The 19,286-nt window shown below is 64.8% G+C and carries 22 protein-coding genes and 1 other RNA gene; 7 read left to right on the top strand and 16 right to left on the bottom strand.

What is annotated here, in order from left to right; translation table 11 throughout:
• Positions 1-2: 2 nt before the first annotated feature.
• Both Q0949_RS13555 and Q0949_RS13550 read left to right on the top strand, forming a co-directional pair.
• Positions 3-1,661 (top strand): FAD-binding dehydrogenase, encoded by a 1,659-nt coding sequence (locus tag Q0949_RS13555; RefSeq protein WP_299373139.1) that lies wholly within the window; start codon positions 3-5, stop codon positions 1,659-1,661.
• Positions 1,662-1,773: 112 nt separating this feature from the next.
• A complete protein-coding gene (locus tag Q0949_RS13550) occupies positions 1,774-2,217 on the top strand; it encodes a PAS domain-containing protein (RefSeq protein WP_299373136.1) in 444 nt (147 codons plus the stop codon).
• A 9-nt stretch (positions 2,218-2,226) separates the two neighbouring features.
• On the opposite strand, the gene Q0949_RS13545 is transcribed toward Q0949_RS13550, so the two are convergent.
• From Q0949_RS13545 to mgtE, 5 genes are all read right to left on the bottom strand, one after another.
• The gene (locus Q0949_RS13545; protein WP_299373134.1) at positions 2,227-4,005 is read right to left on the bottom strand and encodes an SLC13 family permease; all 1,779 of its coding nucleotides are present in this window, start codon (positions 4,003-4,005) and stop codon (positions 2,227-2,229) included.
• 24 nt (positions 4,006-4,029) lie between these two features.
• The gene (locus tag Q0949_RS13540; protein ID WP_299373131.1) at positions 4,030-4,956 is read right to left on the bottom strand and encodes a DMT family transporter; all 927 of its coding nucleotides are present in this window, start codon (positions 4,954-4,956) and stop codon (positions 4,030-4,032) included.
• The gene (locus Q0949_RS13535; protein WP_299373128.1) at positions 4,953-5,762 is read right to left on the bottom strand and encodes a TIGR00282 family metallophosphoesterase; all 810 of its coding nucleotides are present in this window, start codon (positions 5,760-5,762) and stop codon (positions 4,953-4,955) included. The genes Q0949_RS13540 and Q0949_RS13535 overlap by 4 nt, the downstream gene beginning before the upstream one ends.
• A gap of 141 nt (positions 5,763-5,903) precedes the next feature.
• A complete protein-coding gene (locus Q0949_RS13530; RefSeq protein ID WP_299373125.1) occupies positions 5,904-6,458 on the bottom strand; it encodes a 5-formyltetrahydrofolate cyclo-ligase in 555 nt (184 codons plus the stop codon).
• 73 nt (positions 6,459-6,531) lie between these two features.
• Positions 6,532-7,926, bottom strand: coding sequence for a magnesium transporter (mgtE, locus tag Q0949_RS13525; RefSeq protein ID WP_299373122.1), 1,395 nt, complete (start codon positions 7,924-7,926; stop codon positions 6,532-6,534).
• 118 nt (positions 7,927-8,044) lie between these two features.
• Between mgtE and guaD the strand changes: the two genes are divergently transcribed.
• Positions 8,045-9,337 (top strand): guanine deaminase, encoded by a 1,293-nt coding sequence (guaD, locus tag Q0949_RS13520; protein ID WP_299373119.1) that lies wholly within the window; start codon positions 8,045-8,047, stop codon positions 9,335-9,337.
• Here guaD and Q0949_RS13515 read toward each other — a convergent pair.
• The 5 genes from Q0949_RS13515 to Q0949_RS13495 form a co-directional block, all read right to left on the bottom strand.
• Entirely contained in the window at positions 9,334-9,750 is a 417-nt protein-coding gene (locus Q0949_RS13515; protein ID WP_299373116.1) for a CAP domain-containing protein, read from the bottom strand. The genes guaD and Q0949_RS13515 overlap by 4 nt on opposite strands.
• Positions 9,750-11,090, bottom strand: a complete 1,341-nt coding sequence (locus Q0949_RS13510; protein ID WP_299373113.1) for an 8-oxoguanine deaminase — start codon at positions 11,088-11,090, stop codon at positions 9,750-9,752. Before Q0949_RS13510 ends, Q0949_RS13515 begins: the two co-directional genes overlap by 1 nt.
• On the bottom strand, positions 11,087-11,881 hold the full coding sequence (gene hisN, locus Q0949_RS13505) for a histidinol-phosphatase (RefSeq protein ID WP_299373110.1): 795 nt from the start codon (positions 11,879-11,881) through the stop codon (positions 11,087-11,089). The genes Q0949_RS13510 and hisN overlap by 4 nt, the downstream gene beginning before the upstream one ends.
• A 57-nt stretch (positions 11,882-11,938) precedes the next feature.
• On the bottom strand, positions 11,939-12,313 hold the full coding sequence (locus tag Q0949_RS13500) for a helix-turn-helix transcriptional regulator (protein WP_299373107.1): 375 nt from the start codon (positions 12,311-12,313) through the stop codon (positions 11,939-11,941).
• Positions 12,314-12,750: 437 nt separating this feature from the next.
• Complete coding sequence (locus Q0949_RS13495; RefSeq protein WP_299373104.1) at positions 12,751-13,635, bottom strand: LysR family transcriptional regulator; 885 nt, start codon at positions 13,633-13,635, stop codon at positions 12,751-12,753.
• A 124-nt stretch (positions 13,636-13,759) separates the two neighbouring features.
• Between Q0949_RS13495 and Q0949_RS13490 the strand changes: the two genes are divergently transcribed.
• The 3 genes from Q0949_RS13490 (at position 13,760) to Q0949_RS13480 (ending at position 15,503) form a co-directional block, all read left to right on the top strand.
• Positions 13,760-13,975: a DUF1127 domain-containing protein gene (locus tag Q0949_RS13490; RefSeq protein ID WP_299373101.1), complete on the top strand. Its 216-nt coding sequence runs from the start codon at positions 13,760-13,762 to the stop codon at positions 13,973-13,975.
• A gap of 208 nt (positions 13,976-14,183) precedes the next feature.
• The gene (locus Q0949_RS13485) at positions 14,184-14,963 is read left to right on the top strand and encodes a Bax inhibitor-1/YccA family protein (RefSeq protein WP_299373098.1); all 780 of its coding nucleotides are present in this window, start codon (positions 14,184-14,186) and stop codon (positions 14,961-14,963) included.
• A gap of 78 nt (positions 14,964-15,041) precedes the next feature.
• Complete coding sequence (locus tag Q0949_RS13480) at positions 15,042-15,503, top strand: cupin domain-containing protein (protein ID WP_299373095.1); 462 nt, start codon at positions 15,042-15,044, stop codon at positions 15,501-15,503.
• Positions 15,504-15,566: 63 nt separating this feature from the next.
• Here Q0949_RS13480 and Q0949_RS13475 read toward each other — a convergent pair whose 3' ends face one another.
• From Q0949_RS13475 to rpmG, 3 genes are all read right to left on the bottom strand, one after another.
• On the bottom strand, positions 15,567-16,055 hold the full coding sequence (locus tag Q0949_RS13475; protein WP_299373092.1) for a GNAT family N-acetyltransferase: 489 nt from the start codon (positions 16,053-16,055) through the stop codon (positions 15,567-15,569).
• A complete protein-coding gene (locus Q0949_RS13470) occupies positions 16,052-16,570 on the bottom strand; it encodes an AAA family ATPase (protein WP_299373089.1) in 519 nt (172 codons plus the stop codon). Before Q0949_RS13470 ends, Q0949_RS13475 begins: the two co-directional genes overlap by 4 nt.
• 75 nt (positions 16,571-16,645) lie before the next feature.
• Complete coding sequence (rpmG, locus tag Q0949_RS13465) at positions 16,646-16,813, bottom strand: 50S ribosomal protein L33 (RefSeq protein WP_005630270.1); 168 nt, start codon at positions 16,811-16,813, stop codon at positions 16,646-16,648.
• 172 nt (positions 16,814-16,985) lie between these two features.
• Here rpmG and Q0949_RS13460 point away from each other — a divergent pair, with 172 nt between their 5' ends.
• Positions 16,986-17,339, top strand: a complete 354-nt coding sequence (locus Q0949_RS13460) for a hypothetical protein (RefSeq protein ID WP_299373058.1) — start codon at positions 16,986-16,988, stop codon at positions 17,337-17,339.
• Here the strand turns inward: Q0949_RS13460 and rnpB are convergent.
• The 3 genes from rnpB to Q0949_RS13445 all read right to left on the bottom strand — a co-directional run bounded on the left by rnpB (position 17,339) and on the right by Q0949_RS13445 (position 19,267).
• An RNA gene (gene rnpB / locus Q0949_RS13455) (RNase P RNA component class A) lies at positions 17,339-17,749 on the bottom strand. The two genes, Q0949_RS13460 and rnpB, sit on opposite strands and share 1 nt — an antisense overlap.
• 61 nt (positions 17,750-17,810) lie before the next feature.
• Complete coding sequence (locus tag Q0949_RS13450) at positions 17,811-18,422, bottom strand: N-acetylmuramoyl-L-alanine amidase (RefSeq protein WP_299373056.1); 612 nt, start codon at positions 18,420-18,422, stop codon at positions 17,811-17,813.
• A gap of 50 nt (positions 18,423-18,472) precedes the next feature.
• Positions 18,473-19,267: an excalibur calcium-binding domain-containing protein gene (locus Q0949_RS13445; protein WP_299373053.1), complete on the bottom strand. Its 795-nt coding sequence runs from the start codon at positions 19,265-19,267 to the stop codon at positions 18,473-18,475.
• Positions 19,268-19,286 lie beyond the last annotated feature (19 nt).

Below are 19,286 nucleotides of genomic sequence, written 5' to 3'. Positions count from 1 at the left end.
TCATGGATCAAGCAGACGCCATCGTCGTGGGCGCGGGGCTCGCCGGGCTGGCCGCCGCCGCCGAGCTGGGCGACCGGGGCAAGCAGGTGATCATCGTCGATCAGGAGCCGCGCAGCTTTCTGGGTGGTCAGGCGTTCTGGAGCCTCGGCGGCCTCTTTATGATCGACACGCCCGAACAGCGGCGCATGGGCATCCGCGACAGCCGCGAACTGGCCCTGAACGACTGGATGGGCAGCGCCCAGTTCGACCGCGCCGAAGACGCGTGGCCGCGCAAATGGGCCGAGGCCTTCATCGACTTTTCCGCCGGCGAAATGCGGCCCTGGCTGCACGCCATGGGCCTGCGCTGGTTCCCGGTGGTGGGCTGGGCCGAACGCGGCGGCAGCTTTGCCGACGGGCACGGCAATTCTGTGCCGCGGTTCCACATCACCTGGGGCACCGGGCCGGGGATCATCGAGCATTTCGTGCGCCGCTGCGAGGAGCACGAGAAAGCCGGGCGCATCCAGTTCCATTTCCGCCACCAGGTCGACCGGATCGACATGGAAAACGGCGCGGCCAAGGGCGTCAGCGGCACGGTCCTGACCGAAGATACCGCCGCGCGGGGGCAAAAAACCAACCGCGATCCGGTGGGCGATTTCGTCTTGCGCGCCCCGTCGGTCATCGTAACCTCAGGCGGTATCGGCGGCAATTTCGACATGGTGCGCAAGGTCTGGCCCACGGACCGCCTTGGCCCCGCGCCCAAGGACATGGTCGCGGGCGTCCCCGCCCATGTGGACGGGCGCATGATCGGCATTTCCGAGGCGGCGGGCGGTCACGTGATCAACGGCGACCGCATGTGGCACTATACCGAAGGGGTCAAGAACTGGGACCCGATCTGGCCCGCCCACGGCATCCGCATCCTGCCGGGGCCCTCGTCCATGTGGTTTGACGCGACCGGAAACCGCTTTGCCCCGCCGGCCCTGCCCGGTTTCGACAGCATGTCGACCCTGCGCGACATCCTGGCCACGGGCTATGACTACAGCTGGTTCGTGCTGACCCAGAAGGTCATCAAGAAGGAATTCGCCCTGTCCGGGTCCGAACAGAACCCGGACCTGACGTCCAAGAAATGGTCCGAAGTGATCAGGCAGCGCGTGCTGTCGGGCAAGAACGCCACCGGCCCGGTCGAGGCCTTCAAGGAGCGTGGCGAGGATTTCGTCGTGGCAAACGATCTTGACACGCTGGTGCGCGGCATGAACCAGATCGCGGGCGGCAACCTGATCGACGTGGCCCGCCTGCGCACCCAGATCGAGGCGCGCGATGCCCAGATCGACAACCCGTTTTCCAAGGACGCGCAGATGATGGCGATCCACGCCGCGCGCAACTACCGTGGCGACCGCCTGTTGCGGACGGCCAAGCCGCACAAATTCCTCGATCCGGCCAACGGCCCCCTGATCGCGGTCAAGCTGCACGTGCTGACGCGCAAGACGCTGGGCGGGCTGCACACGACCCTCGACAGCCAGATGATCGGGGCGGACGGCAACACGGTGCCGGGCCTCTTTGCCGCGGGCGAGGTGGCGGGATTCGGCGGTGGCGGCTACCATGGCTACAACGCGCTCGAAGGCACATTCCTCGGCGGCTGCATCTTTTCCGGGCGCAATGCGGGGCGGTCCACGTCGATTGCGTGACGCCCGGCCCAAACCGCTAAAATCTGAATAAACTTGTCCGGTGAAAGGAATTGGAAACTACGTTTTCCAGCCCTACTGTTGACCCATCAACGAAACCCGCCGGAGCTTTGCAATGACCATGCAACGACCCATCGACACGCAGAACGCTGACTTTGTTTCCATGCAGGAATTGGGGTTTGAGCGACCGGAACGGTCCTCTGCCCTGATGTCGTGCAGCCCCGATTGCATCAAGCTTTTGTGCCCCGAGGGGCGCATCACCTACATGAGCCACAATGGCCGTTGCGCGATGGAAATTTGCGATCTGGCCCTAGTGCTGGGTGCCGACTGGTGGGTCCTGTGGCCAGAGCAGCACCATGGCCTGATCCAATCCGCCATCGCCGAGGCGCGCGCCGGGCGCACTGCGAATTTCATTGCCGATTGCCCCACCGCCGGAGGGCGCGAGGCCCGGTGGGACGTGACCGTGCAAGGTATTTTCGACAATAGCGGCACGCTCTACGAGTTCATGGCCGTTTCGCGCGAAACCCACGAGGATACGCGGCCCCTGAGCAGTATCTGACGCGGGCGATCAGAGCGGCCAGATGAACGGGATCACCGCCGAGGCAAGGATGCCAACGCTCAGGTTCAGCGGAATGCCGACGCGCATGAAATCGGTGAACTTGTACCCGCCCGGCCCATAGACCAGCATGTTGGTCTGATACCCGATGGGCGTGGCAAAGGACGCCGAGGCGGCCACCATCACCGCCACGACCAAGGGGCGCGGATCAAGGCCCAGCGCGCCGGCCAGACCGATCGCAATGGGCGTCACCACCACGGCCACGGCGTTGTTGCTGACCAGTTCGGTCAGAACGGACGTCAGAAGATAGACCGCCCAGATGATCAGAAAGGGCGGCAGGACCGCCAGCCCCGGTGCCACCGCATCCACGATCAACGCCACCGCCCCGGTGGATTCGAGCGCAGCCCCGATCCCCAGCATCGCGAAAATCAACGCAAGCAACCGCCCGTCCACAAAGGAAAACGCCTCATCCGCATCGATGCAGCGCGTGACCAGCACAAGGGCCACCGCCATCACCGACAGCATGAAGATCGGCGCAACACCCAGTGCAGCCAGCACCACAATCCCCAAGAGCGCCCCCAACGCAATCGGCGCATGCCCGCGGCGGAACGCGCGCTGCGAGGGCTTTGACACATCGACCATATCCATGTCATTGGCCAGACGCTGGATGTCCTCAGGCGCCCCTTCCAGCAGCAGCGTGTCGCCGACCTTGACCACCAGATCGTCCAGCTGCCGCCCGATGTTCTGATTGCGCCGATGCACCGCCAGCGGATAGACGCCGTATCGCCGCCGCAACCGCAACGCCCCCAGCGATCGGCCCACCATCCGGCACCCCGGCGTGATCAGCACCTCGACCGTGGTCGTCTCGACCGCGCCCACCTGATCAAGGCGCTTGAGTTCCTTGTTGCGTTGCAGGCTCAACAGTTCGGTCATCTGCGTGCGCAGCACCACGCGGTCACCAACCTGCAACTCCACCCCCTTGAGGTTGCGCCGCAACGACAGATCGCCCCGCACCACGTCGACCAACCGTACCCCGTCGCGCTTGAAAAGCTGCACCCCGGTGACTTCCCGGCCAATCAGGTTCGATTCAGGCGGGATCACCGCTTCTGTGAAAAATTTCATCTGGCTGCGGTCGCTCAGCAATCCCGCCATGCTGTCCCGCTCCGGCAACAGCATAGGCCCAAAGAACCGCAAGTAGATCATGCCCCAGATCACCAGGATGACACCCAGCGGCGTGACCTCGAAAATCGTGAACGGCGCCAACCCCTGCGCGCGCGCCACACCGTCCACCAGCAGGTTCGTCGATGTCCCGATCAGGGTCAGCGTCCCCCCGAGGATCGCCGCATAGCTCAGCGGGATCAGCATCTTGGATGGCGCCAGCCCCATCGTCTTGGCCAGCTGGATAAACACCGGGATCATCACCACGACCACCGGCGTGTTCGACACGATGGCGGAACTGATGATCACAAAGGCCATGAGCAGCGCAATCGCCAGCACCGGATTGCTGCGCGCCTGCCGGTCGGCCAGCCCGGTGAACGCCTCCAGTGCGCCGGTGCGCACAAGTGCCCCCATGATGATGAACATCGCCGCGATCGTCCACGGCGCGGGGTTCGACAACACCGCAACCGCCCGGTCATAGGGCAGCGCGCCCGAGGCGAGCATCAAGCCTACGCCGGCAATCGCCACCACCTCTGCCGGGAAACTCTCGCGCAGGAACAACGTGAACATGATGAACACGACCACAAGCGTCAGAACGGCATTGCCCGTCTGAGAAAGCTCAATCAAACCCATATCGGATGTCTGCTCCGGCCATTATCAGCCGCCAGTTTCCCTTATCGCCGCGTGGGCTTCAAGCGGTGGTTTGCGCGGCTGCACCAGATACATCCCCACGAGCATCAGCCCCAATGCGCCCCAGATCACCGTCGGATAGGCCTCGCTCAGGATCGCCCAGGCCCAGAAGATCCCGAACAGGGTCACAAGGTAACTGATCTGCACCGCAAAGACCGGCCCGGCCCGTCCCACCAGCCAGACATAGCCGGTATAGACCAGCACATGCAGCGTCGAGCTGATGACCTGCGCCAGATCCGCGGCGCCGTAGGGCGGCAAGGGACTGATCCACTGGCCCGACCCCAGTGCCAGCGGCAGCGACAGCACCGTCCCCACCAATGACGCGCCCCAAAGGACCTGCACCGCATCAAGGCCCGAAGTGCCCCATTTGGCGACGTAATTGCCCTCGAACGCGTAAAACAGCCCGGAAATCAGCCCCACCATAACCCAGATGACCGGGATCGCGCCGGACATGTCGGCCCCCGGCAGCACCAGCAGCAAAACCGCCCCCATACCCGCAGCCAGCCCCGCAAAACGCCGCCACTCGAACCCGTCGAGACCCAGCGCCAGCGCAATCGGAAAGGCCCAAATCGGGATCATCGACAACAACAGCGACATCACCCCCGACGGCAGGTGCACCGCCGCCTGATAGCTCGCCGAATTGGGCAGGAGCGACCCGATGAGCGCGATCATCACATAGACGCGCAAGGGCCCGCGCCCCAGGGGCAACCGCCGCCCCGTCGCCAGGGCAATCGCTGTCATCACGACACCGCCAATGGCCAGCTGCCAAAAAATGAGGCCGAAATGCCTGTATCCTGTGCTGACCGCGATCTTGGTCAGCGGCATGGTCAGCCCCCACCCCGCGCCCAGCAGGATCAGAACGCCAACATAGATCGCAACAGGCGCGCGCGTCATGGCCCGCTTTGGGCCAGAACACCGCCCTGACGCACCATCTCGATCCGGGTGGCACGCCCATCGGGGCCGGTTTCCACATAGACCCCGGACAGGGTCGCGGGCCCGTTGGCCGGGGTAAACCGCTCCTTGGGCATGCCGGTGATGAACCGGCGCAATGGCTCGTCGCGCTGCATCCCGATCACCGACTGGTAGTCCCCGCACATCCCCGCATCGCTCAGATAGGCGCAGCCGCGATTCAGGATCATCGCATCCGCCGTCGGCACATGTGTGTGCGTGCCCACCATCAGGCTGGCGCGCCCGTCACACCAATGGCCCATGGCCATCTTCTCGGATGTGGCCTCGCAATGGAAATCAACAATCACCGCATCGGCCTGCCCGCCCAATGGATGGGTGCGGAACACCGTCTCCAACGCGGAAAACGGATCGTCAAACGGGCGCTTCATGAACACCTGCCCCAACGCCTGCGTCACCAGCACGGTCTGCCCGCCCCGCGCCGTAAACAGCCGCGCGCCTTTGCCGGGGGCCGCCTTGGAAAAGTTCAGCGGACGGATGATGCGCGGCTCGGCCTCGATGAATTGCAACATGTCCTTCTGGTCAAAGGCATGATCCCCCAGCGTCACGCAATCGGCCCCCGCCTCCAGCAGGATCCTCGCATGCGCCCCCGACAAGCCCATGCCCGAGGTGGCGTTCTCGCCATTGACCACGACGAAATCCAAATCCCAGTCGGCCCGCAATTGCGGCAACCGCTCGGTCACGGCCTGCCGGCCGGCCCGGCCCATCACATCGCCCAGAAACAAAATCTTCATATCGCCCCATATGCCCCACGCATGTCCATCGGCAAGACCAAAGCGCCCGCACCGGCCGCTTCCTTTCGCCCCAAATACCTCGGGGGGCGCGCGCAGCGCGGGGGGCAGCGCCCCCTCATACGTCGATCACACCCGCCTCTGTCACGGTTCGATCACACGCGCCTCCGTCACGATCAGGTCCAGCGGCTGATCCGTCGCCTCCAGCGGCAGATCCAGCGCCTCTTGCGCCGCATAGGCAAACCCGATGGCCAGCGTCGCCCGACGCGCGCGCAACCGCTCCAGCGTCCGGTCGTAAAACCCCCCACCATAGCCCAGCCGCCCGCCGTCCCGACCAAAGGCAACCAACGGCACGATCACGATCTCGGGGTCGAAAAACGCATCCACCACAGGCACCTGTGCCCCAAACGGCCCCTCCCGCAACGCCCCCTCCGGCGTCCAGCGCGAGAATTTCAAAGGCTGTCCCTCCGCCTCGATCACCGGCACAGCCACCGGCCCATGGGCCGCTGCCTCCGCCATTGCGGGCAACGGATCAATCTCGGTGCGGATCGGCATATACCCGGCCAAGGGCACACCCCGATATCCCGCCAACACAGATGACAACACACCCGAGGCACCCCCAGGGTCCAGATCATGCGCGGCCTTGCGCGCGGCAAAGGCCGCCTTGCGCGCCGCCGCCTTGCGCGCGCTTAAATCCATGCACACCCCCATACGGGATGGTGGGCGGGGCGTCTTTGCGCGCCAGCGCAAAGCGCGTCCGTCCCGGCATCCCTCACAACAGCACCATCGCGGCCAGGCCGAGAAAGGCAAAGAAACCAACCACATCCGTCACCGTCGTCACAAAGGCACCCGAGGCCAGCGCCGGGTCAATTCCCAGCCGGTCCAACACAACCGGAATGACCGTGCCCGCCAATCCGGCCACCACCATGTTCACCACCATCGCCGCCGCAATCACGTAACCCAGCGCAGGTGAGCCAAACCAGATCACGCCCACGATCCCCATCACAACGGCAAACACCGCCCCGTTCAGCAACCCAACCAGCACCTCGCGCCGGATCACCCGCCACACATTCGCGCCAGTCAGATCCTTGGTCGCCAATGCCCGCACCGCCACGGTCAGCGACTGCGTCCCCGCATTGCCCCCCATTGACGCCACGATCGGCATCAACACCGCCAGCGCCACAATCTGCGCAATCGCCATCTCGAACTGCGCAATCACCATCGAGGCAAGGATCGACGTCACCAGGTTGACCGCCAGCCACGGCAGGCGCTGGCGCGTGGTCTCGCGCACATTGTCCGACAGGGCGGATTCCTCACCCACGCCGGCCAGGCGCAGGATGTCCTCCTCGTGCTCTTCATCCAGAACCGCCATCGCGTCATCGATGGTGATCAACCCGATCAATCGCCCCTCGTCATCCACCACCGGGGCGGAAATCAGGTGATACTGGTTGAACGCATAGGCCACATCGCTCTCGGGCTGCGTGGCAGGGATGACGCGAAACGTCTCCTCCACCAGATCCATCAGCCGCACATCGCGCCGCGACCGCATCAACTTGCCCAGAGTGACATTGCCAATCGGATGCAGACGCGGATCCACCAGCACGATGTGATAGAACTGCGTCGGCAGATCGTCCTCCTCGGCACTGCGCAACCGGTCAATCGCCTCGCCCACTGTCCAGTGCTCGGGCGCCATGACCACTTCGCGCTGCATCAGACGGCCCGCGGAATACTCCGGAAAGCTCAGCGACTGCTCGACCAGCGCCCGGTCGCCATCCTCCAGCGCATCCAGGATCTGTTCCTGCTGCGCATCGTCCAGATCCTCGATCAGGTCGACGACATCATCGCTGTCCAGATCCCGCACCGCATCCGCCAGCACCGCAGGCTTCAGCACCGCGATCACCTCTTCGCGGATCGATTCGTCCAGTTCCGACAGAATCTCGCCGTCGAACTCGCGGTCATAAAGGCGGATCAGCCGCGACCGGTCATAAGCGTTGATCTGTTCCAGAAGGTCGGCAATGTCGGCGGCGTGCAGCGGCTCCATCAGCGTGGTCAGCTGCGCGCGGTCCTCGATATCGACCGCATAAAGGATCGCCGAGACGTCCTTGCGCTCAAGCTCATAGCCCGCATCGTCCGCCGGCTGGTCGGCCACATCGATTTCATCAGACATGTGACACCTCCGGGCCGTTGTGCGTTTACCCGGCAGACCATAGGGCGCGCCCCCCAAAGTGACAATGGCCGCGCAGTTTCGCTTTGCGCCGGCGCGCGGGCAGCGCCATAACGGCACCATGACACACCGCCACCTTCTGACCGGACATGTGCTGCACTTTGCGGGCGACCCCTTTGCCGGGCCGTGGCAGGACGCCGTGCAGATCGACACCGATGGCGCAGTCCTGATCGCCGACGGCCGGATCGTGGCCACCGGCGCCGCCGCGCGGGTCACCGGTGACGACATCACCCATCACGACCACAGCGGCCGCCTGATCTGTCCGGGTTTCATCGACGCCCACGCGCACTATCCGCAAACCGCGATCATCGCCTCTTGGGGCAAGCGTCTGATCGACTGGCTCAACACCTATACCTTCCCCGAGGAAATGCGCCTCGCCGATCCGGCCTATGCCCGCAAGACCGCCGACACCTATCTGGATCTTGTGCTGGATCACGGCACCACCAGCGTCGCCAGTTACTGCACCATCCACCCGCACAGTGTCACGGCACTGTTTGAGGCCGCCGAGACGCGCGGCATGGCCATTGTCGCGGGCAAAACCTGCATGGATCGCAACGCCCCCGACGGGCTGCGCGACACCGCGCAATCGGCCTATGACGACAGCAAGGCGCTGCTCGATCACTGGCACGGCACGGGCCGCGCGCGCTATGCCATCACACCGCGGTTCTCGCCCACCTCGACGCCCGATCAGTTGGCGGCACTGGGCGCGCTCTGGTCCGAACGGCCCGACGCGTTGATGCAAACCCATCTCAGCGAACAGATCGACGAGATCGACTGGGTGCGCGGGCTCTTTCCTCAAGCGCGCGACTATCTCGACACCTACGAGCAGTTCGGGCTTTTGGGCGCACGCGGGCTTTATGGCCACGCCATCCACCTGACCCCGCGCGAGATCGACCGCCTGCGCGACACCGGCGGCGCGCTGGTCCATTGCCCGACATCGAACACCTTCATCGGCTCGGGCCTCTTTGACCTGATGGGCCTTGCGGGCGGCGGCATCCCGGTGGGGCTGGCCACGGATACCGGCGGCGGGTCGTCCTTTTCCATGTTGCGCACCATGGCCGCCGCCTATGAGATCGCACAGCTGCGCGGTGTGGCGGTACATGCCGCCCAGCTCTTGTGGCTGGCCACCGCCGGGTCGGCCCGTGCGCTGCACCGGCAGGACCATATCGGCACGCTGGCGCCAGGCATGGATGCGGATATCTGCGTGCTTGATCTCGCCTCCACCCCCGCCATCGCACAGCGCGTGGATCAGGCCCGGACGATATGGGACGCGGTGTTTCCCACGCTGATGATGGGCGATGACCGGGCCGTGGCCGATGTCTGGGTGGCTGGACGCCAGCGCATGCGTCCCTAGCAGGGCGCGCCCAGCACCATCACCCACCGATTGCCAGTGACGCGCGCCACCGCCACCTCCTGTGCGCGCGCATGCAGGATGTTGGCGCGGTGCCCCGGCGATCCCATCCACCCGGCCATGACCTCCGGCAATGAGCGCTGGCCCATCGCGATATTCTCGGCCCCAAAGCAATAGGCATAGCCCGCGCGATCCAGCCGGTCGGCCAGGTCGGATCCATCCGAGCCTGCGTGATCAAAAAACCCGTTTGCGGCCATGTCCTCGCCATGGGCACGCGCGGCCGCTTCCAGCGTGGCGTTATAGCCTACAGCAGGCAGGCCCGCCGCCGCACGTTCGGCATTCACCGCCGCCAGCACCGCAGGGTCCGCCGCAGCGCCTGATGCACACACTACCGCCGCTACAATCCAGTTTCGCATTACATGTCCTCGCTCAATTGCCGCGCCAACCTGTTCTGGTGCGCGATGGTGGCCTGCACCTCAACCGTCGTCACCTGCCCGTCGCGCACGATCTGACGGCCTTCGACAAACAGATCCCGCACAGTCGTGGGCCCTGCCAGCAGCAAGGCGGCCGGATCCCAACTGCCAGCCGCCTCGATCCCCGACACATCCCACAGCGCCAGATCCGCCCGCGCGCCTACCGCGATCCGGCCACAGTCCGCACGGCCCAGAACGTCGGCACCGCCCCGCGTTGCGATCTCCAATGCCTCCATCGGCGACATCGCGGTGGCCCCCTGCGCCACCCGCTGCAACAGCATCGCCTGCCGCGCCTCGGCCACCAGATTGCCTGCGTCATTGCTGGCCGATCCGTCCACGCCCAGCCCCACGGGCACGCCCGCATCACGCATCGCGCGCACCGGGGCGATGCCAGAGCCAAGGCGGCAGTTCGAACAGGGGCAATGCGCCACGCCCGTGCCCGTCTGCGCAAACAGCGCGATCTCGGACGCGTCCAGCTTGACGCAATGCGCGTGCCAGACATCCGGCCCGACCCAACCCAGATCCTGTGCGTATTGCCCCGGACGGCAGCCGAAATTGGCCAGCGAAAAGGCGATGTCCTCGTCGTTCTCGGCCAGATGGGTGTGCAGCATCACGCCCTTGTCCCGCGCCAGAACCGCCGCATCGCGCATCAATTCGCGGCTGACCGAGAACGGCGAACAGGGGGCAATGCCCACCCGGCACATCGCGCCCGGGTCGGCATCGTGATAGCGGTCCACGACGCGGATGCAGTCTTCGAGGATGGCGGCCTCGTCCTCGACCAAGTCATCGGGCGGCAACCCGCCCGCGCTCTCGCCGATGCTCATCGCTCCGCGCGTCGGGTGAAACCGGATGCCCAAGCCCCGCGCCGCCTCGATCGTGTCGTCCAGCCGGGCGCCATTGGGGTAGAGGTACAGATGGTCCGAGGTCAGCGTGCATCCCGACAGCGCCAGTTCCGCCAGCCCCACCTGCGCCGAGACGAACATATGCTCGGGCGTGAACCGCGCCCAGATCGGGTACAGCGTCTGCAACCAGCCAAAAAGCAACGCGTTCTGCGCTGCGGGCACAGCACGTGTCAGCGTTTGGTAAAGATGGTGATGCGTGTTCACCAGCCCCGGCGTTACGACGCAGGCACTGGCATCCACCGTCTCGCCGGTTGTGGTGAGGCCGCCGCCAATCGCCGCGACCACCCCGTCGCGCAGCAGGATGTCCTGCCCGTCCAGCACCCGGCGCGTGTCGTCCATCGTGACGACATGGCGCGCGTTGCGGATCAGAACCTCGGTCACAGCACGCTCTGCACGTGGCGCATGGCTTGGGCATGGATGTCCGCGTTTGCGGCCGCGATGACCCGTCCGCCCGCGTGCACCGGTCCTCCGGACCAATCGGTCACGATGCCGCCCGCCGCCTCGATCAGGGCAATGGGGGCCTGAATGTCATAGCTGTTGAGCCCCGCCTCGATCACCAGATCGACCTGACCGGCCGCGACCAGCGCATAGGCGTAACAATCCATGCCATAGCGGACCAACCGCACATGGCGCGCCACCGCCTCAAATCCTGCCCGGTCCTCATCCGTGCCAACCTCGGGAAAAGTGGTGAACAGCACCGCCTCTGACAAAGGACGCGCCATACGTGTTCGTATGTCTCGTTGCCCCTGCGGCCCGTCCAGCCACGCCCGATCACCCGCGCCCACAAAACGCTCGCCGATATAGGGCTGATCGATCACGCCGAGGATCGGGCCGCTGTCCGGCCCCACGGCGATCAGCACACCCCAGGTGGGGGTGCCCGCCACGAAGCCGCGCGTGCCATCAATCGGATCCAGAACCCAGGTCATGCCCGACGTCCCTTCGGTGTTGCCGAACTCCTCGCCGAGGATCGCATCCTGTGGACGCCGCTCCTGCAACACCGCGCGCATCGCCTCTTCGGCGGCACGGTCGGCGATTGTCACGGGGTCGAACCCGCCTTCAAGCTTGTTGTCAGCCTGCAAATCGGGCGCGCGAAAATGCGGCAGGATGGCCGCTCGGGCGGCGTCTGCCATCGCCCCGGCCACATCCGTCAGTTCATCAAGAAGATCATCCATGTCCAGCGCGTGCCAGACCGCGCCATCCAAATCAAGTCCCTGCGCGAAGCGCGCGGGTCAGGCGACGTCGCTCAGCACCCGTGCCAATTCGAACAGACGGCGGCGCTGGTTCTCGGGGATCGCATAATAGGTCCGCACCAGCTCCATCGCTTCCTTGTCGCTCAGCAGATCGGGCGGCACGTCGCTACGGCCCTGATCGGCCTCGTGCGAGGGATCGCGCACCCCCTCAAAGAAAAAGGCCACTGGCACACCCATCGCGTCGCCAATGTCCCAGAGCCGGGACGCACTGACCCGGTTCGCGCCGGTCTCGTATTTCTGGATTTGCTGGAACTTGATTCCCACGAGGTCTGCCAGCTTTTGCTGGGTCATCCCGATCAGCCAACGCCGTTGCCTGATCCGCTTGCCAACGTGAACATCAACCATATGTGCCATGGTAACTCCCAACTCTGTGCAGTGCCGCTTGGGACCACGCAACGCAAACGACCTGAGCGCGCTATGTCTTGGCTAAAACACTGTTCCGGGACACTACGCGCTGGCGGGTTTCATTTCAACGGAAACCACCCGCATGGCGTGCGTGCCAGCGCTTTCATTCCGTGCCATGGGTTACGTTAAGGGCATCCACAGTTCTTGATATTTTTCAACCAGTTGCCGCTAGCCCCTCGCCGCTCCGCGTCAGACATGATCAGTTTGTTGACCTGCAATCAACACCTTAGCCAATTGCATTCACCCACAACCGAGGGGTGAATGCATTCATTAACGATTTCGAAATCCACCACGGCGTCAATCCTACGAAATCTATAGTATATCTGAGCATTTTTTTGCCCATCCAGAGGCTGAATTCGAAAGAATCGATGCGAATCGTTCCAGTTTCACACTTTCGACACCGCCCGCAGTTGCACCGGCTCGGGCACGGTAAAGGCGCGGCGCAGCATGGCGACCAGTGCCTCCTGCACCTCGTTTGTACCCCCCGTCGCGCCATAGAGGTTGATCCGATGCGCCGGCAGATCCGGCAGCGCGCCGCCATGATCAATGCGGTCCAGATGCGGCGGCTCGGTCCCTTCGATCATCGTGTGAACTGCCAGATCGGCGCTGACTGTGGCTTCGATGGTGCGGTCGCTCTCGGTCTCGACCACCACGTCCCAGGGGATGCCCGCGCTGTCCAGTTGTTCGACCACACGCGGGCGGAACGTGCACTGCCGCCCAAAGGCCAGCTTGAGCGGCCGCTGCCGCCACGCCGACCCGCCCGGCGCGCCCACCCAGCACAGGGGCTTCACGCACAGCTCTTCCCCGCCTGCGTCCAACCCGGTCTCCGTGGTCAGGATGATGTCACAGGCGCCCTTGGCAAATTCCGATTTCAAACGGCGTGTATAAGAGCTGTCGAGCTGTACCTTGACCCGCGGAAAGGCCGCGTGGAACTGCTTCAGAACACGGGGGATGGCCGGATAGACAATGTCATGCGGTACGCCCAGCGTGACCTCCCCCTCATAGGCCTGATCGGTCAGACGCGTAATGACCTCGTCATTCAACGCCACCATGCGGCGCGCATAAACGAGCAACTGCTCACCAGAGGCCGTCAACGCGATGGTCCGGCCCGACCGGTCAAACAGGTCCAGCCCCAACAGCTCCTCCAGCCGCTTGAGCTGCATCGACACCGCCGACTGGGTCAAATGCAGGAACCCCGCCGCCCGCGTCACCCCGCCGCTTTCCGCCACTGCCACAAACGACCGCAGCGTGGTTATGTCCAAATTCCTCATATCACCGATCCTGATGCAATGGCTCACAAACATTCGTTTTTAAAATGTGCCATGCTCCGCCATATACATCAAGAGATTTGATGCAACGCCAGAAATTCATCACTTAACCCAAGGAGACCTCATCATGGCACTGATCGACACAACCGCCCGCCACACCCGCGTCGCGGCCCCCGCACGGGCTCCGTTCTCGCTGGCCACCCTGTTCAACGTCTGGCGCTCGCGCCGCGCCCTGTCCCGTCTGGACGCCCGCGCCCTGGACGACATCGGGCTGAGCGAACGCGCCGCCATGAAAGAGGCCGCCAAACCGATCTGGGACGTGCCCGCAACATGGCGCGACTGATCACACAGGGCACGGCGCGAGCCTGATTTCCGCGATATCCGGGCATTTATGACAAAAATGGTCGGAATGTCGCAGCCAGACCGCGCCGCGCCCCCGAAAAACCCTTGAAACAGAGGCCGCAGGACCCGATATTTGACGCAATGCGGGCGTAAATCCGCGACCGGCGGATCCCCCGTCGGAAATCTGTATCAATTTGGAGGTCACTTACATGGCTGAGTTGAATACGATCCGGTCCGCGGCCGGTACACGCGCCGCCCAGATCGACGCCGGGCTTCGTGCCCATATGAACAAGGTCTACGGCACGATGTCCGTGGGCATGCTGATCACCGCGCTTGCGGCCTGGGCCATTGCTGGCCTTGCCGTGACGTCCGATCCGACCGGTGCCACCGTCGCCCTGCGCGAAGGCCAGTACCTGACGGGTCTGGGTGTCGCGCTCTACACGACACCGCTGCGCTGGGTTGTGATGTTTGCACCGCTCGCCTTCCTGCTCTTTGGCTGGGGCGCGCTGATGCGCCGTGGTTCTGCCGCGGCCGTGCAACTGGGTTTCTTCATCTTCGCCGCCGTCATGGGCGTGTCGATGAGCTCGATCTTCCTGGTCTTCACCCCCTACTCCATCACCCAGACCTTCCTGGTCACCGCCATCGCCTTCGCCGGTCTCAGCCTCTATGGCTACACCACCAAGAAGGACCTGAGCGGCATGGGCACCTTCCTGATGATGGGTGTGATCGGCCTGCTGGTTGCGATGGTTATCAACATCTTCCTACAATCGCCCGCGATGATGTTCGCGATCTCCGCGATTGGCGTTCTGATCTTTGCCGGTCTGACCGCGTTCTACACACAGGACATCAAGAACACCTATGTGGCGCATGCCGCCCATGGCGATCAGGAATGGCTGGACAAGGCCGCCTATGACGGCGCGCTGAGCCTCTACATCTCCTTCCTGAACATGTTCCAGTTCCTGCTGATGTTCATGGGACAGCAAGAATAACGCATCACTTGATGCGCCGAAACGAACAAGGGCCGGTCACCGCGACCGGCCCTTTCTTCATGACAGAAAGGCAGCTCCATGACCGTCATCAGATCCGGCAACGCACGCATTGACGCCGCTGGCGCGGACACGCCCCTTGGACCCTACCGGGCCGAGCTGATCAGCGACAGCGCGGGCCTCACCCAATTCGGCGCCTTCATCGAGGAACTGCCCCCAGGTTCGCGCAGCTCCCATACCCACTGGCACATGGAAGAGGATGAAATGGTGCTGATCCTGACGGGCAGCATCACCCTGATCGAGGGCGGGACAGAGACCGAACTGCACCCCGGCGATGCCGCCTGCTGGAAAGCCGGCGATGCGGTGGGTCACAGCATGCACAACCGCTCGGGCGCGCCCGTGCGCTACATGGTGATCGGCACCCGCGCACCCGCCGACCGCGTCACCTATCCGGATCACGACCGCGTCCTGATCTTTGACCGCGCCAGCGGCACGCGCAGCTATGAAACACTAGACGGCAAACCCGCGACCAAACCGACCTGACCGCACCACGGTTGCCGCGCGCCCAATCAGAATGGCGTGCGCGCGCCAGCGCGCTCCTTTGGATCACGCCCCGCCGGTCAGATCCCGCATCATCCGCACGGACGGGAACACGATGCCGCCCTGCATCGGCACATCGATCGGCCCCAGTACCTCGAACCCGACCGCCTCATAGAACGGCACCGCCGTGCGCGTGGCCCAGCACTCCATGCGCCGCTTGCCCGCCGCATGGGCCCGGTCGAAACACCAGGCCATCAACCGCCGCCCCACCCCGCGCCGCAGCGCCCGGTCATCCGTCACCACGTGGCGGATATGGCCCAGATCCGCCATTTCCTTGTCCGGCGTCCAGCCCCCCGCGCCCAGAATCTGCCCGTCCTCTTCCACCACGTAATAGGTCCCGCACGTGATCAACTTGGGCTGCGCCCGCGCGATGACCGGCAGGGCCGTCACCAGCACCGAAGGCGGATAATCGGCCTTGAGCAACTTGGGATAGCTGCGCGCCAAAAGCGCATCCACCGCCGCCAGATCGGCGGCTGTCGTCGGTCGAATGATCATGGCAAAACCTCTTCCTCAAATCGACGCACCGCGCCGCGCGAGGTCAGATGATGCACCGCCAGCCCCTCGGGTGCGTCCGCAATCAGCGTCAGCAATCGCTGCCGCGCCGTTTGCCGCGTGCGCCAGATCCACGCGTAAAAGGCAAGCGTTTCGCTGTGGAAACCCTCGGCACAGCCCGGCGCCATGTCTGGACGGCGCTGGCCCCAAAATTGAAACAACCGCCGCGTCACCCGCCACATCCGCAACCCCACCGGCAGGTCCAGCCAGACCAGCGTATCGGCGCGCCCGACCCGGTGGGCATAGGTCGTCGAAAACCCGCCCTCGAACACCCAGGCGTCGCCCCGCTCGATCTCAAGCGCCATCTCGCGGCGCAAGGGGCGCGGGCGTTGCTCCCAGCCGGGCAGCCAATGGATGTGGTCCATGTGGTGCACCGGCAGGCCCGTGCGTGCGCCCACGATCCGCGCCAGCGTGCTCTTGCCCGATCCCGGGCCACCGACAATCATCACACGTTGCATGGCCATCCCCACAAAGCAAAAAGGCCGCGTCCTTGCGGCGCGGCCCTTGAAACGTCAAAAAAGGTTTCAGCGATCTTACTTGATCTTGCCTTCTTTGTATTCCACGTGCTTGCGCGCAACGGGGTCGTACTTCCGGACCGTCATCTTCTCGGTCATGGTGCGTGCGTTTTTCTTGGTCACATAGAAGTGGCCTGTGCCTGCGGTCGAGTTCAGGCGGATCTTGATCGTGGTTGGCTTGGCCATCTGGTGTCTCCTGCGTCGCGCGGGCGGACCGCGCGGTCAAATCGATTAGCCCCGCGTTGTACGGATTGCACGCACACTGTCAACCGCAATCGTTCTGGACAGGACGCATCCCGCCGCCTAGCCTCGGTGCCGGCGAAATTCATGCGCCATCCAGATCAAGGAAACCCTGAATATGACACGTCTCTTTTCCTCTCTTGCCCTGGTTGCCGGGCTGCTCTGTGCCCCCGGTTTTGCCGCTGCCGACTTCAAGGCCATCACCACAGAGGCGGATTTTCGCACCCTCGTCGTGGGCAAGAAATTGAAGTTCAACAAGGATCACTTTGTCATCCGCCGCAACGGCAAGCTTTCGGGCAATTTTGGCGGCAAGGCGCTCAAGGGCAACTGGGCCTGGCGCGACGGGTACTGGTGCCGCACGCTGACCACGCACTCCAAGAACACCGACTGCCAGCTGTGGGAAACCGACGGCGCCACATTCCGCGTGACCCGGAGCAAGGGCACCGGCCAGAGCTTTGAATATACCCAGTGATGCGCGGAGGGGCTGTAAGCCGGATTCTGTCATAGGCAGGTTGCCCCGCCCGAGATGACCATTCGTCTCGGGATGCTGTTGCCAACACCCCTCTAGCTGCCAACCCGGACCTGCTGGGGCAAAAGCAGCCCCGCCGCCTGCCCGAAGGCAGGGCGGCACGCGGTCCCTATTTGGCATTGCTCCCGGTGGGGCTTGCCATGCCCGGTCTGTTGCCAGCCCGGCGGTGGGCTCTTACCCCACCGTTTCACCCTGGCCCCGTGCGGAGCACGGGGTGGTTTGTTTTCTGTGGCGCTGTCCGTCGGGTTGCCCCGCCCGGGTGTTACCCGGCACCGTTGCTTTTGGGAGTCCGGACTTTCCTCTCAGGGTATTGGCGTCAGCCAATGCCCGTAAGCGGCCATCCGCCCCTCCGCGCGCCTTGGCCTTACGTGCGGGTGCGGGCCGCGTCAATGGCCGCGCGCGCGTGGGCGGCGCTTACGCACCTGCGTCGGGCTGGCCCAGCGGGGTGAAGTCCGCAGCCTCCAGAGGGCCGGTGGCAAAGGGGCGGTAGCGCAGGCGCACGGCCGCGAGCAGGGTGTCAGTGTCGACATCAGCGGTGTAGCCCGCGCGGCGGGCCGCCTCCGTAAACAGGACGGGGTCGGTATCTGATGGGCCGGGTGCTGTGCCGCGCTGGCCTGCAAGGCCCAGCCGTTCCAGCCGCGCCCAGTCGAACCACGGGCCGGGATCGGTCTTGCGGCCCGGTGCCATGTCGGAATGGCCGATCACATTGCGCGGCGGGATGTCCCACGCGGTCAGGATGCCGCGCAGCAGGGCCTCAAGGCTGTGCATCAGCGGCGCGGTAAACGGCCCCCGCCCGTTATTGTCCAGCTCGATCCCGATGGACCGCGAGTTGAGATCATCCAGACCCTGCCATGTGCCAATCCCCGCATGCCATGCGCGCAACCCTTCGGGCACCAGCTGGGTGACGGCACCCGATTTGCAGATGACGTAATGGGCCGACACCTCGGCCTCCGGGTCACAGAGCCGGTCTATGGCCGCCGCCGCGGACCCCATCGCGGTATAGTGCAGTACCACATAACCCGGCACCAACCCGTCCCGGCGGGGGCCGCAATTGGGGGACGGGTGTTGGTGCAGGATCAGTCGCCAGCCGCCCGGCGGAACGGTGCCGGGTCCCAGCCGCAGGCATAGCCATCGCCATCCGGGTCGAGGCCACGGCGGTCACGCTCCGGCCCGCCGCGCGCGAGGAAATCGATCTGTGCCTCGTCGGCGGAATTGTATTCGGCGCAGTTGCGCTGGAACTTGGCGGAGGCATTCACGCTGAACCGCCGGTGCACCTGCGTGCCGCGCGGGTGGTTGGTCTGCAACGCGTATTGCACGACATTGGGCTGCGCGCTGCCGTTGCGGGATGGCAGCGCGGTGGGTTGCACAACCTGGTATTGCTGGCGGTTCGACTGGATCCGCGCGGCATCGCTTTCGATCGACTGGCGGGACGACACCGCGCCAAAGTCGTTTTCATCGGAAATGCCGGGATTGTTCAGGATCACCGGGGCCGCGTTTGACGGGCTGGCGTTCAGCACGGCCTGGCCGGAATTGGACTGCGCGGCGGTGGCGTCGCTCTGGGCCGCAACCTGCGCCAGTTCCGCATCAAGGCCCTGCGGGTCGGTGACGGCGCGGGCGGTTGCGGGCGTCGTGGTGGGCGTCGTGACGGTGGCCGCAGGCGGCAGGGCCTGCGTGCCAACGGGCGCGGCGGCAGGCACGGTCGAGGTGGCCAGTTCAGCCGCGCGGGCCTCTCGCTGGGTCAGCGTGTTGGGGTTGTCGAAACCGACCCCCCGTCCGGGGTCGACAACGCCTGCCCCACTGTCGGGGATAGCGGGCTGGCATGCGGCCAAACCGGCAATTGCGCCCATAAACACGAAACTGCGGATACTCATCTCTGCTCTGCCCTTTTTG

Origin of the sequence: uncultured Tateyamaria sp. (genome assembly GCF_947487805.1) — a bacterium.
Lineage (GTDB): Bacteria > Pseudomonadota > Alphaproteobacteria > Rhodobacterales > Rhodobacteraceae > Tateyamaria.
The sequence above is the reverse complement of the archived record's forward strand: the minus strand, read 5'-3'. Positions and strand labels throughout refer to the sequence as shown.

Excerpts from the sequence above, each read along its gene's own strand:
- Q0949_RS13555 (WP_299373139.1), top strand. The coding sequence starts at position 3 with ATGGATCAAGCAGACGCCATCGTCGTGGGCGCGGGGCTCGCCGGGCTG.
- Q0949_RS13550 (WP_299373136.1), top strand. The coding sequence starts at position 1,774 with ATGACCATGCAACGACCCATCGACACGCAGAACGCTGACTTTGTTTCC.
- Q0949_RS13545 (WP_299373134.1), bottom strand. The coding sequence starts at position 4,005 with ATGGGTTTGATTGAGCTTTCTCAGACGGGCAATGCCGTTCTGACGCTT.
- Q0949_RS13540 (WP_299373131.1), bottom strand. The coding sequence starts at position 4,956 with ATGACGCGCGCGCCTGTTGCGATCTATGTTGGCGTTCTGATCCTGCTG.
- Q0949_RS13535 (WP_299373128.1), bottom strand. The coding sequence starts at position 5,762 with ATGAAGATTTTGTTTCTGGGCGATGTGATGGGCCGGGCCGGCCGGCAG.
- Q0949_RS13530 (WP_299373125.1), bottom strand. The coding sequence starts at position 6,458 with ATGGATTTAAGCGCGCGCAAGGCGGCGGCGCGCAAGGCGGCCTTTGCC.
- mgtE (WP_299373122.1), bottom strand. The coding sequence starts at position 7,926 with ATGTCTGATGAAATCGATGTGGCCGACCAGCCGGCGGACGATGCGGGC.
- guaD (WP_299373119.1), top strand. The coding sequence starts at position 8,045 with ATGACACACCGCCACCTTCTGACCGGACATGTGCTGCACTTTGCGGGC.
- Q0949_RS13515 (WP_299373116.1), bottom strand. The coding sequence starts at position 9,750 with ATGCGAAACTGGATTGTAGCGGCGGTAGTGTGTGCATCAGGCGCTGCG.
- hisN (WP_299373110.1), bottom strand. The coding sequence starts at position 11,881 with ATGGATGATCTTCTTGATGAACTGACGGATGTGGCCGGGGCGATGGCA.
- Q0949_RS13500 (WP_299373107.1), bottom strand. The coding sequence starts at position 12,313 with ATGGCACATATGGTTGATGTTCACGTTGGCAAGCGGATCAGGCAACGG.
- Q0949_RS13495 (WP_299373104.1), bottom strand. The coding sequence starts at position 13,635 with ATGAGGAATTTGGACATAACCACGCTGCGGTCGTTTGTGGCAGTGGCG.
- Q0949_RS13490 (WP_299373101.1), top strand. The coding sequence starts at position 13,760 with ATGGCACTGATCGACACAACCGCCCGCCACACCCGCGTCGCGGCCCCC.
- Q0949_RS13485 (WP_299373098.1), top strand. The coding sequence starts at position 14,184 with ATGGCTGAGTTGAATACGATCCGGTCCGCGGCCGGTACACGCGCCGCC.
- Q0949_RS13480 (WP_299373095.1), top strand. The coding sequence starts at position 15,042 with ATGACCGTCATCAGATCCGGCAACGCACGCATTGACGCCGCTGGCGCG.
- Q0949_RS13475 (WP_299373092.1), bottom strand. The coding sequence starts at position 16,055 with ATGATCATTCGACCGACGACAGCCGCCGATCTGGCGGCGGTGGATGCG.
- Q0949_RS13470 (WP_299373089.1), bottom strand. The coding sequence starts at position 16,570 with ATGCAACGTGTGATGATTGTCGGTGGCCCGGGATCGGGCAAGAGCACG.
- rpmG (WP_005630270.1), bottom strand. The coding sequence starts at position 16,813 with ATGGCCAAGCCAACCACGATCAAGATCCGCCTGAACTCGACCGCAGGC.
- Q0949_RS13460 (WP_299373058.1), top strand. The coding sequence starts at position 16,986 with ATGACACGTCTCTTTTCCTCTCTTGCCCTGGTTGCCGGGCTGCTCTGT.
- Q0949_RS13445 (WP_299373053.1), bottom strand. The coding sequence starts at position 19,267 with ATGAGTATCCGCAGTTTCGTGTTTATGGGCGCAATTGCCGGTTTGGCC.